The sequence below is a fragment of the Lysinibacillus sp. NPDC093216 genome (genome assembly GCF_050280325.1).
Classification (GTDB): domain Bacteria; phylum Bacillota; class Bacilli; order Bacillales_A; family Planococcaceae; genus Lysinibacillus.
Genome location: NZ_JBNNVB010000003.1, coordinates 71161 through 85319, shown reverse-complemented (window position 1 = coordinate 85319; position 14159 = coordinate 71161). Strand labels below are relative to the sequence as shown.

General features: G+C 37.4%; 12 protein-coding genes. 11 read left to right on the top strand and 1 reads right to left on the bottom strand.

Going from position 1 to position 14159, the window contains the following annotated elements:
* The first annotated feature begins 350 nt into the window (after positions 1-350).
* The 10 genes from ACQKOG_RS05060 to ACQKOG_RS05015 all read left to right on the top strand — a co-directional run bounded on the left by ACQKOG_RS05060 (position 351) and on the right by ACQKOG_RS05015 (position 11413).
* Positions 351-1838 (top strand): peptide MFS transporter, encoded by a 1488-nt coding sequence (locus ACQKOG_RS05060; RefSeq protein ID WP_427445385.1) that lies wholly within the window; start codon positions 351-353, stop codon positions 1836-1838.
* A gap of 433 nt (positions 1839-2271) precedes the next feature.
* Positions 2272-3417 (top strand): M20 peptidase aminoacylase family protein, encoded by a 1146-nt coding sequence (locus ACQKOG_RS05055; protein ID WP_427445382.1) that lies wholly within the window; start codon positions 2272-2274, stop codon positions 3415-3417.
* Entirely contained in the window at positions 3417-4241 is an 825-nt protein-coding gene (locus tag ACQKOG_RS05050; protein WP_370080050.1) for a GNAT family N-acetyltransferase, read from the top strand. The genes ACQKOG_RS05055 and ACQKOG_RS05050 overlap by 1 nt, the downstream gene beginning before the upstream one ends.
* Before the next feature lie 22 nt (positions 4242-4263).
* Positions 4264-5370, top strand: a complete 1107-nt coding sequence (gene menC, locus ACQKOG_RS05045; protein WP_427445379.1) for an o-succinylbenzoate synthase — start codon at positions 4264-4266, stop codon at positions 5368-5370.
* A gap of 245 nt (positions 5371-5615) precedes the next feature.
* Positions 5616-6668 carry a YkvI family membrane protein gene (locus tag ACQKOG_RS05040; RefSeq protein WP_370080046.1) on the top strand — a complete coding sequence of 351 codons (1053 nt, stop codon included), beginning with the start codon at positions 5616-5618 and terminating at the stop codon, positions 6666-6668.
* A gap of 712 nt (positions 6669-7380) precedes the next feature.
* Positions 7381-8331 carry an ABC transporter permease gene (locus ACQKOG_RS05035; RefSeq protein WP_370080044.1) on the top strand — a complete coding sequence of 317 codons (951 nt, stop codon included), beginning with the start codon at positions 7381-7383 and terminating at the stop codon, positions 8329-8331.
* Complete coding sequence (locus ACQKOG_RS05030) at positions 8324-9277, top strand: iron chelate uptake ABC transporter family permease subunit (protein WP_370080042.1); 954 nt, start codon at positions 8324-8326, stop codon at positions 9275-9277. Before ACQKOG_RS05035 ends, ACQKOG_RS05030 begins: the two co-directional genes overlap by 8 nt.
* Positions 9274-10035, top strand: a complete 762-nt coding sequence (locus ACQKOG_RS05025; protein WP_370080040.1) for an ABC transporter ATP-binding protein — start codon at positions 9274-9276, stop codon at positions 10033-10035. The genes ACQKOG_RS05030 and ACQKOG_RS05025 overlap by 4 nt, the downstream gene beginning before the upstream one ends.
* A 51-nt stretch (positions 10036-10086) precedes the next feature.
* Positions 10087-11097: a siderophore ABC transporter substrate-binding protein gene (locus tag ACQKOG_RS05020; RefSeq protein WP_402870164.1), complete on the top strand. Its 1011-nt coding sequence runs from the start codon at positions 10087-10089 to the stop codon at positions 11095-11097.
* Between the two features lies 1 nt (position 11098).
* Positions 11099-11413 (top strand): antibiotic biosynthesis monooxygenase family protein, encoded by a 315-nt coding sequence (locus ACQKOG_RS05015; RefSeq protein ID WP_370080036.1) that lies wholly within the window; start codon positions 11099-11101, stop codon positions 11411-11413.
* 684 nt (positions 11414-12097) lie between these two features.
* Here the strand turns inward: ACQKOG_RS05015 and ACQKOG_RS05010 are convergent.
* Entirely contained in the window at positions 12098-12748 is a 651-nt protein-coding gene (locus ACQKOG_RS05010; RefSeq protein ID WP_370080030.1) for a hypothetical protein, read from the bottom strand.
* 496 nt (positions 12749-13244) lie between these two features.
* On the opposite strand from ACQKOG_RS05010, the gene ACQKOG_RS05005 reads away from it, so the two are divergent.
* Complete coding sequence (locus tag ACQKOG_RS05005; RefSeq protein WP_427445373.1) at positions 13245-14147, top strand: polyprenyl synthetase family protein; 903 nt, start codon at positions 13245-13247, stop codon at positions 14145-14147.
* The last annotated feature ends 12 nt before the right edge of the window (positions 14148-14159 follow it).

The window sequence follows — 14159 nt, the reverse complement described above, 5'->3', positions numbered from 1 at the left end:
TTTTGTAATCGAAAAAGAGAATTTATATCGCTATGAATGAAATTATAGATAATACAAGCTTTTTTGTTTAAAAAGTAAAAAGTCTGACTATAAAATATTTTAGAATAATTTTATAACGATTTATAATTTAGTGGGTATTAAAGAATCAGAAAACTTAGGAATATCAATAGGTTTGCTATAATTCAACGAAAATCATTCTGAATTTAAAGAAAAGGTCCAAAATTTCAACATTTTTTAAAACTCTTGAAAAAGTTTTGAAAACGCTTTAGTATGATGAAATAAAGTTTTTATCCATTGTAAATGGGTAATAATATTATCATTGAATAATGAAATCGGGAGAGGATATTTTTATGTCTACTAAAGATGAAATTGTAAAATCCGTCCCTCAAAATGGCTTTGTCGGACACCCAAAAGGGCTCTTTACATTATTTTTCACTGAATTTTGGGAACGATTCTCATACTATGGTATGCGAGCAATTCTGATTTTCTTTATGTATTATGAATTGCATGAAGGCGGCTTAGGCCTAGATCGTGGAACAGCGAACTCCATTATGGCTATCTACGGATCAATGGTTTACATGTCAGGGATTCTCGGTGGTTGGATTGCTGACCGAATACTAGGTACACGTAGAACCATTTTCTATGGTGGCGTATTCATTATGTTTGGGCATTTCCTGCTAGCGTTACCTGGTGGCGTAAGCATGTTATTTGTTTCAATGTTCTTTATTGTTATTGGAACAGGCTTATTAAAACCGAACATTTCAAGCATTGTCGGAGATATGTATTCTGAAACAGATAGTCGCCGTGATGCAGGTTTTTCAATTTTCTATATGGGTATTAATATGGGATCATTCCTTGCACCTTTAATTGTCGGAACAATTGGACAAAAGTATAATTTCCATCTAGGCTTTGGTCTAGCAGGGATCGGAATGTTTATTGGTTTAATTATTTATAAATTAACAGAGAAAAAATATTTAGGGATAGCAGGGTTGCAGGTAAACAACCCGTTACTACCTGAAGAACGTAAAAAAGTCTTTACTCGATTTGGGATTATAGCTTTACTTATTATTATTGCTGGGGCAATTGGTATTAAAACTGGCGTACTAACAATGAATGTTTTTAGTTTAATTATTACGACGCTAGGTATTGTAATTCCAACAGTGTTCTTTATTTATATGTATCGCAGTGAGAAAACAACGAAGGACGAGAAGTCTCGAGTGCTCGCTTATATTCCTTTGTTTATATCAGCTGTAATGTTTTGGGCAATCCAAGAACAAGGGGCAACTATTTTAGCAACGTTTGCAGATGGTCGTACACAATTAGATATTGGTAGTTTCCATATTCAATCTTCTTGGTTCCAATCGTTAAACCCTTTATTCGTTGTTACAATGGCTCCATTATTTGCCATGTTATGGTTGAAGTGGGGAGATAAGCAACCATCTACACCGCGTAAATTTGCTTATGCATTGTTCTTTGCAGGAATGTCATTCGTCGTGATGATGATTCCAGCGTATTTATCTGGTGGTACAGATTTAGTAAGCCCATTGTGGTTAGTATTATCATTCTTTTTAGTTGTAGTTGGGGAGTTATTATTATCGCCAGTAGGTTTATCAGCTACTACAAAATTGGCTCCAAAGGCTTTTGCTGCACAAACGATGTCACTTTGGTTCTTAACAAGCGCAGCAGCGCAAGCAATCAACGCACAACTTGTAAAAGTCTATGAAGTGGTAAGTGAATTCACATACTTCGGTTTCTTAGGCTCATTATCAATTGTTTTAGGGATAATAATATTAGTACTTTCGCCAATTATTTCAAAAGCTATGCGAGGTATTAATTAATCAAAAGATGCAAATGCAGTTATTCAAATAACTGTACTTGCATCTTTTTTTGTTGATATTTTGTCATCACATAAAGTGTGGTTGATTTCCGTTTCTGCTGGGCGGCACAAAGCCGATTTCGGACGCAATTATGCCGAGGCATAATTGATCAAATATCATCCCCAATCTTCGATGATAAGCCTTAAATTTTACTTATGTAGGCATATTATTCTAGCCTGTAGCGAAAATCAGCATCTTCTAATTATTAGAAGTGTATAGAAGATGATTATTGAATGTACTTTATGACTCGATGTAATAAATTATCTACAGTCTGAATGTAATAAACTGTATTATGTAGTTAATTTTCTGAATGAGGGAATATGTTTTTGTGTGAAAAGGTTTCATTTTCGTTATAATAATCTTAATAGTATGATAATTTAAGGGGTTGGATGCTATGAAGGAAGCTTTAAGTCGTTTGAGGCCAAGATTAATGGAGATTTTCACGTATTTGCACGCGAATCCAGAAATAAGCTGGCATGAGGTAGAAACAACAAATTATATTGTTGATTTACTAACACGTGAAGGGTTTTCACCAATACGCTTTAAAAACAGTACAGGACTTTATGTTGATGTAGGAAGTGGTAGTCCTAAAGTCGGTTTGCGTACGGACATTGATGCGTTATGGCAGGAAGTAGATGGTGAATTTCGTGCGAATCACTCCTGTGGCCATGACGGACATATGACGATGGCAATCGGTGCTCTATTACTTTTGAAAGAGCTTGCTCCATCATTCAACGGTACAATTCGTGTGATTTTTCAACCAGCTGAAGAAAAGGGAACTGGTGCTTTATCAGTTTTAAAAGAAGGAATCATTGATGATTTAGACTTTTTATTTGGTGTCCATGTAAGGCCTGTCCATGAGCTTGAAGATGGTACATATTGTGCCGCATTGTATCATGGAGCCTCTCGATTACTTGAGGGGGAAATCATTGGAGAAGATGCTCATGCTGCAAGACCGCATCTCGGCGTGAACGCTATTGAAGTAGGAGCAACTATTATCGAAGATTTAAGAACGCTTCATACTGACCCAATGGTTCCTGTATCAATTAAGATGACCAAATTCCATGCTGGAGGAGAATCCGGCAATATTATTCCTGGAAGTGCATCGTTTACCATTGATATACGAGCTCAACAAAATGATGTGATGGATGCACTTGTGCAGGGAGTAAAAAGGGTTATTGATTCTTCCAAGGTCTTGCATAAAGTGCAGATTGAATTACGTACAGTAGCAAATGTAGTAGCTGCTGAGGTAGACCCAACTGCTCAATATATTATGGAGCAAGCAATCGTGCAAGCAACCGGGTTGTCGAATTTAAGAAAGCCGGTTCATACACCTGGAGGAGAAGATTTTCATCACTATGCAGTTCAACGCCCGCATTTAAAATCTACGATGTTAGGTTTAGGCTGTGGTGTAACACCAGGCCTACATCATCCAAAGATGAAATTTAAGCAGGCGAGGCTTGTAACGGGGGTTGAAATCCTTACAAGAGCGGTATTATTAGCATTGGAGTCGGGGAATACAAAGGAGGGATCAGCATAATGTTAGAGAGAGTACGTATTCAAAAAATAATGGCACCTACAGAGATTGCAGAAGTACAAATTTTGAATGAAAGTATCTGGGGGAGTCAGGCTATTCCCTCACATCAATTGTTAGCAGCTGTACAAAATGGTGGATTAATCCTTGGAGCGTATTTAGACGAAAAGCTGATTGGCTTTAACTACTGCTTTGTTGGCTGTCGACATGGGAAAATATATTTACACTCACACATGATTGGTGTGGAGAAAACATATCGTGAACAAGGTGTAGGTGAATTATTAAAGCATGCCCAACAGGAATATGCAAAAGAACATGGGTTTCAGCTTGTGATTTGGCTATTTGATCCGCTAGAAGCATGTATGGCTAATTTATCATTTTTGAAGCTCAATGCCTTTAGTTTTCAGTACGAAAATGATTATTATGGACCGCTCAAGGATGATTTTAACGATGGGCTACCTTCAGATCGAATTGTTGTTGAATGGTGGATTGAACGCGACCGAGTGGAGGACTCCTTAGATGAACTGGAAGAAGAAGCTGACGGAATTGTACCGTGGTCTTTAACGGTAGATGGCTTACCAGTGCTCGATATTGATGGTGAATTTCAGCAAGAGCAATCATATAATAAGGACGCCTATTTATTGCCCATTCCTCAATTTTCACAAAAGATGAAAGTGGAGAGTCCAGGGCTTGCAGAGGACTGGCGTTATAAAGTACGTACTATTTTAACGACATTGTTTGAACAAAATTATGCAATTGTTCGAGTAAAAAAGAATAAGGACTATGTTCATAGCTATCTATTAGTCAGACGCTCCTTATTAGCTTTATAATAAGGATAAGGAGTGAAATCTTGTGAAATTAGAACAGATTACAGTGAGACATATAAAAATGCCTATGAAAGCACCGTTTACAACGAGTTTTGGCACAATTGATGAAAAAGAGTTCTTACTTATAGAAGCGATAGATCAATCAGGAACTGTAGGATGGGGAGAAGCTGTTGCCTTTGTAGCGCCGTGGTATACAGAAGAGACGTTAAAAACAACATTGCATATGCTTGAAGACTTCTTAATCCCCATCTTGTTACATAAAGAGATAGGGCATCCAGATGAAGTCAGTGCTTTGTTCTCCCCTATTCGTCGTAATTGCATGGCGAAATCCTTTATTGAAGGGGCTATTTGGGATATTTATGCTCAACAAACGAAGCAATCACTTGCTCAAGCGCTAGGCGGAGTTAAGGAACAAATAGAGGTAGGTGTTAGCGTAGGTATTCAATCTTCCACAGATGCATTAATTGAATTATTAAAAGGCCATGTAAATAAAGGCTATAAACGAGTAAAAGTGAAAATTAAGCCCGGTCACGATGTAGAAGTTATTCGTGCTATTCGAGCTGAAATGCCAGATCTGCCTTTGATGGTAGATGCTAATTCTGCGTATACATTGAACGATATGGATGTATTGCAGCAACTGGATGCATTTAATCTATTAATGATTGAGCAGCCGTTAGCTGTTGATGATATTGTCGATCATGCTAAGCTACAGCGAAAGTTAAAAACGCCCATTTGCTTAGATGAAAGCATCACCTCCTACGAAGATGCTCGAAAAGCTATAGAGCTTGGTAGTTGTGGTGTTATTAATATAAAAATAGGACGTGTAGGCGGTTTAACAGAAGCAAGAAGAATTCATGATTTATGTAAGGAAAATAATATTCCTGTTTGGTGTGGCGGTATGTTAGAGGCAGGAATCGGACGAGCACATAATATTGCATTAACATCGCTTTCTAATTTTGTGTTGCCTGGGGATACTGCAGGCTCTAGTCATTATTGGTATGAGGATATCATTACACCTGAAGTAATTGTAGAGGATGGTTATATTCGTGTGCCGCAAACGACCGGAATTGGATATACACCTGATATGAAAGTAATCGATAAGTTAACAATCAGTAAGAAGGTCTATCAATAATAGGTTCATCACCAAATGTTGTGGATGGCTTTTGATAAAACGTCTACTATATAAATAAGTTGATTGGAGTGGAGGCTGGACGCCCCTAAGAAGCTTTGCTCTGTGCGAAAGCGTAGCGACAGCAACAATTGTTTTATCTGTGCGAAAGCGTAGCGACAGCAACAACAAAGCGCCCAGTCGGAATGGAAATCAACCATACGTTTTGGTGATGATCCCAATAATAGGATAAACAGGGAGAGAACTGATTGAAAAAAAGTTTGCAAATCGGTGGTGCCTATGTAGGAATTATCGTCGGTGCGGGATTTGCATCAGGACAGGAAATCGTACTATATTTTACGAGCTATGGCTTTCAAGGAATTTATGGTGCACTTATTGCTACAGTTGGATTTGCCTTTGTAGGGATGTGCATTGCTCAAATTAGCTCAAGATTACGTACGACATCGCACAAAGATTTAATTTATCAAATTTCAGGTAATGCTGTAGGTTTGGTGATGGATTATTTACTATCGCTCTTCTTATTCGGTGTAGCAGTAATCATGTTTGCAGGAGCAGGTGCTACGTTACATCAAATGTTTGGACTACCAGTTTGGCTGGGGAGCATTTGTATGATTGTACTTACTATAGCGACAGTTATGATGGATGTGAAGAGCATCATAAACGTTATTGCAATTGCTACACCCTATCTGCTAGCAATTGTCTCGATAATAGCAATCTATTCATTAGCTACGATGGATTTAACCTTTGTCGAACAAGCTGTTATTGCACAACGAGCACAGGTAAGTTCTACAAGCTGGTGGGTTACTGCTGTACTGTATTTGTCTTTTAATATCGGTGTATGTTTTTCGCTTTTAACTGTTATGTGTGGGTCTATTCGCAATGAAAAAGTGGCAGGGCTGGGAGGTATTATTGGTGGGATTTTGCTTGGAGCTTTAATTCTACTTATTAACCTGTCTCTTCTTGCAAAAATGAATGTAATCGTTGGCATTGATATACCAATGCTAGCTTTGGCAAATGAAATTCATCCTCTGATTGGTCTATTGATGTCCTTTTCATTATTAGGGATGATTTATAATACAGCAGTGGGGATGTTCTATTCATTTATGGTGAGATTTTTAAAACCTAATAAGGCTAGTTTTAAGGTAACTGCCGTTTTTATCGGTGGTTTGGCCTTTTTAGCAAGTCTTGCCGGTTTTACAACGCTTGTAGCTAAGCTATATGCTGTCATGGGATATGTCGGTTTTATATTAATCATTTTAATTATTTTTGCATGGTTAAAAGGCGTTCGACGAATAGCTTAACTTCTTCAGCTGAAGTATCTCATTTCTATAGGTGATAAGATGAATGTGGTTTTAAGTCACTTTTCCGTGGGTGTCCATACATCCGCTAAAATAGAGAAGCTCAGTCAAAACACGTTGCTGACACTGCGTTAGCACTACGCTTTCGCGCAAAAAACTTCTGTTGGCCCAAAGCCTCCGGCGGATGTCACGGAATCGGAAAGTAGTTAATAAAGGATGTTAGCCTAAAAATCATCGCATCCATGCGATAACGGCTAACTGACCTGCATCGGTAAAAACGCCACGTCCTGTGGCATTACCGAAATGACCGACATCGTGTCGGCCCTCACGCAGGCCTAAGCACAAAGCCGATTCCGGACGCATTGTTTATCTGTAGTGAAAGCGAAGCGGCAGCTACAAATGTTTACTGCGCGAAAGCGAAGCGGCAGCGGCAGGCATAATTAATTTGATAAGGTAATTGAGAAGAAAACAGTATTTTATTCTCAATTACCTTTTTATTTGTGTAAAAAATGTAGAAATTTTAATCTTCAGAAATAACACTAAATGTAAATATTCCGTTGAGAATACTCATTTTTAAGGATTCTCAAATAAAACGAGAATAATTCTCAATTGAAGGTTGACTGAGAATAGAAACACGCTTATAATGAGAATCGTGAGTAATGATAATCATTTTCAATGAGTGTTACGAGCAAAAATGAATCTACCGGGGATTACAATGAAAAAAAGATATCTTTTAACAGCAACTGTTGTGCTGTCTATAGTTTCACTATTTATCGGAGTAGTTGATATAAAACCGAGTGATCTATTAGACTTCGAATCAGAAGAAACTAGACTATTTTTTATTAGTCGTATACCGAGACTTGTAGCAATTTTGTTAGCAGGTGCAGGTATGAGTATTGCTGGTTTAATTATGCAAAGCTTAAGTAGGAATAAGTTCGTGTCACCAACGACAGCAGGTACGTTAGATGCTACAAAGTTGGGGATATTAATTTCGATGATGTTTTTCACAAATGTCTCGTACTTTCAAAAAATTTCCTTCGCTTTCATATTTGCTTTAGCCGGCACATTATTGTTTATGCAAATATTAAATCGAATAAAGTTTAAAGATGCGATCTTTATACCGCTTATTGGCTTAATGTTTGGGAATATCCTTTCGTCAATTACAACGTTCTTTGCGTATAAGGCGGATATTATCCAAAACATTTCTGCATGGTTACAGGGAGATTTCTCATTAATGATGAAAGGTCGTTATGAGCTTTTATACATAAGTGTACCCGTGCTGATTTTAGCTTACATTTATGCGAACCGTTTCACAGTGGCAGGAATGGGTGAGGATTTTGCAAAAAACCTTGGTCTTTCCTATAAATTCGTTGTGAATTTAGGTTTAGTGTTAGTAGCACTTATTTCGACGACGGTGGTGCTAACAGTTGGTGTGATACCGTTCCTTGGTTTAATCATTCCAAATATAGTTTCGCTGTTCAAAGGGGATAACCTTGCTAAGACATTGCCTCATACAGCATTACTAGGTATGTCGTTCTTATTATTCTGCGACATTATAGGGCGTGTGCTGATTTTCCCTTATGAAATTCCGATTAGTATGACAGTCGGGGTCATCGGAAGTGCGATCTTCCTAATTATGTTATTTAGGGGGAAAGCATATGCGTAACCGTACAAAAATGTTGATTTTACTAGGTTTGGCTGTAGCATCTATTTTACTGTATGTATTTTATGGACTTAATGGTAACTATCATTACGCGTTTCCTCGTCGCATTATTAAAGTGGTAGCGATGTCGTTAACAGGGATTGCGATTGCTTATTCAACAGTAGTCTTTCAAACGATTACACATAACCGTATTTTAACGCCGAGTGTAATGGGACTTGATGCATTATATATGATGGTTCAAACGTTCATCTATTTCTTCTTTGGCTCTATGTCGATATTCGTAATTAATGCAAAATACAATTTCTTACTAGCTGTTTTAGCTATGGTTGTCTTTGCGGTGATTTTTTATCGCGTATTGTTCAAGGAAGGAAAACGTCCGATTTATTTCTTGCTGCTTGTCGGTATGATTGTCGGAACGTTTTTGGGAAGCGTAACTACATTCTTCCAAGTTTTAATAGACCCGAATGAGTTTTTAAGCTTACAAAGTAAAATGTTTGCAAGCTTCAACAATGTCAATTCGGATTTAGTATGGCTTGCAGGTGTTGTCATAATCATTACCTTTATTTATGGCTGGCGTCACATGAACCAATTAGATGTAATGTCTCTTGGACGTGATACAGCAATTAATTTAGGGGTACCGTATGACAAGCTTGTACAGCGTATGCTCATTTTATCTTCAATATTAATTGCTGTTTCTACAGCTCTTGTTGGGCCAATTACATTCTTTGGCTTAATCGTGGCAAATTTATCGTATCAATTTTTCAAGACGTACAAGCACTCTGTGATAATCGCAGGTTCTTGTGTGATGAGTATTGTAGCTTTGGTCGGTGGACAGTGGATGGTCGAACGTATTTTTAATTTCGATACAACACTAAGCGTTATTATAAACTTCGTAGGTGGCGTGTACTTCATCTACTTATTATTGAAGGAAAGTAGGTCAGCAGGATGATCCAAGTAAAAGAAATCTCTAAGTTTTTTGGGAAAAAACCGGTCATTCAAGATGTCAGTGTCGACGTTGCACCAGGGAAAATTACGTCTTTTATTGGACCGAATGGCGCAGGTAAATCAACATTGCTTTCAATGGTAAGCCGTTTACTTAATGCAGACACTGGGGAAGTATTACTCGATAAATCAGATGTACGTCGTTGGAAATCGGACGATTTTGCGAAGCGAGTATCCATTTTAAAACAGTCAAACTATATGAATGTTCGCCTAACAATTCGTGAGCTTGTTTCATTTGGGCGTTTTCCTTATTCGAAAGGGAATTTGAAGCCTGAGGATGAGCTAAAGATTGATGAAGCAATTCAATATATGAATTTAGAGGATCTTCAGCACAATTATTTGGATGAATTATCTGGTGGTCAACGTCAACGTGCATTTATTGCAATGGTTATTGCGCAGGATACAGACTATATTTTGCTTGATGAGCCGCTTAACAACTTAGACATGAAGCACTCTGTGCAAATCATGAAAATTTTGCGAAAGCTCGTTGATGAGCTGGGGAAAACGGTTGTCATCGTATTACATGATATTAACTTTGCTTCCGTATACTCTGATCATATTGTCGCATTAAAAAATGGACGTGTTGTCAAAGACGGTCCAACAAATGACATCATCAACTCTGATGCGCTTAAGGAAATCTATGATATGGATATCCCTGTTCAAGAACAGGACGGCTGTCGCATTTGTGTATATTTTAACTCTTAAAAAAATAATAGATGGAAATGTCCATCTGAAAAATAAAGGAGCAATTTTACAATGAAAAATTGGAAATTACTTACTGTATTAATGGCGATGATGCTATTAGTATTAGCTGCTTGCGGTTCTAAAGATGAAGCAAAAAAAGAAGATAAAGATTCTTCAACCGATAACAAGTCTGCAGTGGATCAAAAGGAAGAAGCTACAGCTTACCCACTAACAATCCCAGCTATCAAGGATGGTAAAGAAACTTTTAAAGAAGTAACGCTTAAAGAGCAACCAAAGAATGTTGTTGTATTTGACTATGGTTTCCTTGATACTTTAGATGCTTTAGGTGTTGAAGTTGCAGGACTTCCACAAAAATCAGTTCCAAAATACTTAAGCAAATATACTGATAAAAATTACGTAAATGTTGGTTCTTTAAAAGAGCCTGATTTTGAAGCAATCTCTTCTATGAATCCAGACATTATTTTCATCTCTGGTCGTCAAGCATCTGCTTACGATGAATTATCTAAAATTGCGCCAACTGTATTTGTAGGTGTAGATGATCAAAATTTCGTGGAATCATTCAAAGAAAAAACTGAATTAGCTGGTAAGATTTTTGGTAAAGAAAAAGAAGCTGCTGATGCATTTGCTGCATACGAAGCAAAAGTAGAAGAAGTTAAAGCTAAAACAGCTTCAGCTAAAGAAAAAGCTTTAATCGTTTTAGCAAATGAAGGTTCATTATCTGCATATGGTCCTGGTTCACGTTTCGGTGTGATTCATGATGTATATGGTGTGAAAGCTGCTGATGAAAAAGTTAAAGTCGATACACATGGCGACAATGTAAGCTTCGAATATGTACGTGACACAAACCCAGATATTTTATTCGTAGTTGACCGTGATGCTGCTGTAAATCCAGAAGGTGAGTCTGGTACAAAAGCTGCAATTGAAAACGAAATTGTTGGTGCTACTAATGCTGCGAAAAACGGTAAAATCGTTTATTTAGATCCACAAGTTTGGTATTTATCTGGTGGCGGTTTAACTTCTGAAACTCAAAAAGTTGAAGATGTTCTAAAGGTGTTTAACTAATATGTTTGTACAAATTAAACGTATTGTCGTTACGGAAGGGAATTCGGATAAAGTCGTTGAGCGTTTTGGTGCAAAAAAAGATGGTCCATCATTGCTTGAACAACAGCCGGGCTTTGTTGATAAGCAAGTGCTTGTAAAAAAAGTACGACGTGGTGATGAAGAAGTGCTAATTGTGGTTCGTTGGGAATCAGAAGAAGCATGGAAAAACTGGGAGAAGAGTCCCGAACATATTGCTGGTCATAAAGCAAATGCTGGTAAACCGAAGCCTGATCATATCATCGAAAGTGGCCAAGAAGTTTATTATGTAAAAGGTTAATAATCAGAGGTGTCTCAAAGTTCATTTGAGGCACCTTTTTTCTTATGAATAGGACTAGAATCATTGCATTGCCTGATAGAAATAAATGATAGATAGTCAAAGTGGAGGATAGAGGTGCGAAGGTGACGGATAGAAGTCCGAGGGATAGATAGAAGTCAAAGCGACGGATAGAAAGGCTGGAGCGATGGAAAGAAAGATCAGAGCGACGGAAAGAAAGGTCAAAGTGACGGAAAGAAGCGCCAGAGTGTCGGATAGAAGTCAGGGCGGTGGAAGGAATGGTTAGAACGACGGATAGAACAGTCAAAGCGACGGAAAGAAAGATCAAAGCGACGGAAAGAACCGCCAAAGCGACGGATAGAAGTCAGGGCGATGGAAGGAATGGTTAGAACGACGGAAAGAAAGGCGAAAGTGACGGAAAGAACCGCCAAAGCGACGGAAAGAAAGATCAAAGCGACGGATAGAAGTCAGGGCGATGGAAGGAATGGCTAGAACGACGGAAAGAACCGCCAAAGCGATGGAAAGAAAGGTCAAAGTGATGGAAAGAAGCGCCAGAGTGTCGGATAGAAGTTAGAGCGACGGAAAAACCATCAATGCGACCTATTAAAATGGCATAAAGAACGATTTTAAGGAAGGGAGGCGAGGCACATAACTATACCTGTGCCATACCCCATATCCAGTCTAATATTAATGCTTAATGGACGTTCTATTCCATACATTAAATGCTGTAGAAATATTAAAAGAAATACCATTGTCACTAATGGAAATACCGGTAAAATTGGCGGCTGATTTTTTGGGTGCCCAATTTGCTTCTTTTACAGCAGTAAATTTCCCTGAAGAGGACATTGCCATTTCTACTTCAGGATTATGAAGATATACAGGTAGGCCGACTGTTTCTCCAATTTTAATAGCATTTCCAATTGACGAAGCGCTAGAGCAATTGCCTCTTGCATTTATGATATTAAAGCTTGGTGACATATATAGTACAGGCGTATGTATGTTTAACTCGGAAGTAAATGGACTTATTAAAGGCAACATAGGCAGGCTTTCTTCAGATACTCTTATAATTCCGTATTGTTCAATAAAACTGTCCAACCTTTGCTGAAAAGTATCTTCAAATCCAGGAATATTGCAAATAAAATTTGAAAATGTAGATTTGCTTTTATACTCTGCTAATGTTTCTTTAAAAACCTGTTGTTCGGCATCAATAATAATTTGTTCAATATATTGTTGTTCTTTCGAAGGTTTTTTAATAGTGATTTCTTCTTCAGAGACAAAAATTGTACAGGAAAAATTAGCTGTAAGTATTAAAACGTTTTCAGTTACTTCATTTTTCATTTCAATCACTCCCAGTGTTTCGAGAATTCCCTTGTTAATAGCTTAAACGAAAATGGCACATCACGATAAACGTAGGGGATTTCCGTTCTGAATAGGCGTTCAATGTGACTCTAATACCGAGAAGCCGCCCAGTCTTCTCTCCAATCAACTTATATACATAGCATACGATCTCATTTCTAATGAACCTTATAACTCAAAGATTAGTAGACGAACAGAATACAAATTTATCTTAGCTTAATGTAAGCGTATCATCAGTGAGGACGCCATTTCAATGGTGAGTTTACGCCAAAAAATGGCGGTCAATAATATAACACCGCCACTTATTTTACTATTTCTAAATAAAGAAATGGCGTGCTTTCCGCAAATACCGCCACTTTTTGGCGGTATATTGTGCTAATGATTTATGTAAAATATTCCCTTGTAATTTCGGTGTCTAGTATTATTTCCCATTAATCTGTATAATATTTAATAATATGTTTAAGGGAGGAGAGGACTATTGCACGAGCTTGACGAACAAATTAATGAAGCATTGGACATTCTAATTGAAAACGAGACATTGATAGGTCATGAACTACGGTCGATGCTAAAAAATTTTAAAGAAGAGAAAAAGGCAGTTGGTTATTCATTTGGTAAGCTTTGTTATTGGCATTATGAAGCATTTACAGATTGTTTGAACGAGGACATTTATAAAGCTGCCGCAGCTATCGAACTTTTAATTTTATCGTTTGATATTATCGACGACTTGCAGGACAAGGATTCAGACTACAGTTGGACTAAAACACCCGAACTATCATTAAATACTGCTTTAGCTATGCTAGTTATGGCTTCTAGAACTATACGTGAGACTTCCTTTGAACACAAAAGTACTGCTATTCAAATACTAGAGGATTATGCATTACGAAGTATAAACGGTCAGCAACTAGATTTACTCAATACTTGTAGGGATGAGCAATCATATATACAAATGATTGAACAAAAGTCGGGTTCTTTAACAGCAATGGGTTGCTTAATTGGCGAAGTGCTTGCAAAAGGAGAGACATCTTCTGAAGTTGAGGAATATGGGAAATACATAGGTATTATCCAACAAATAAAAAACGATATTCAAGGTTTAAAAACTTGGGGACCTAAAAATGATTTGCTAAATAAAAGATACTCATTGCCTATTATTTATCTACTATCGCAAAAAAATGATATTTCAAAATCTGTTATAAACTATTATAATGACGATATAGGTGCATTTTTGGATAATAATGCTACTAAAAACGAGTTGACAAATGGTGGCGCAATACGCTATGCAATTACTATTAAGAATGTTTACAAGTTTAAAGCATTCGATACTCTTGAAAATGTAGCTATAAATGAAGTATGTAAAGATTACCTAAAAAAACTAATGAATTGAGGAGAGATTAAT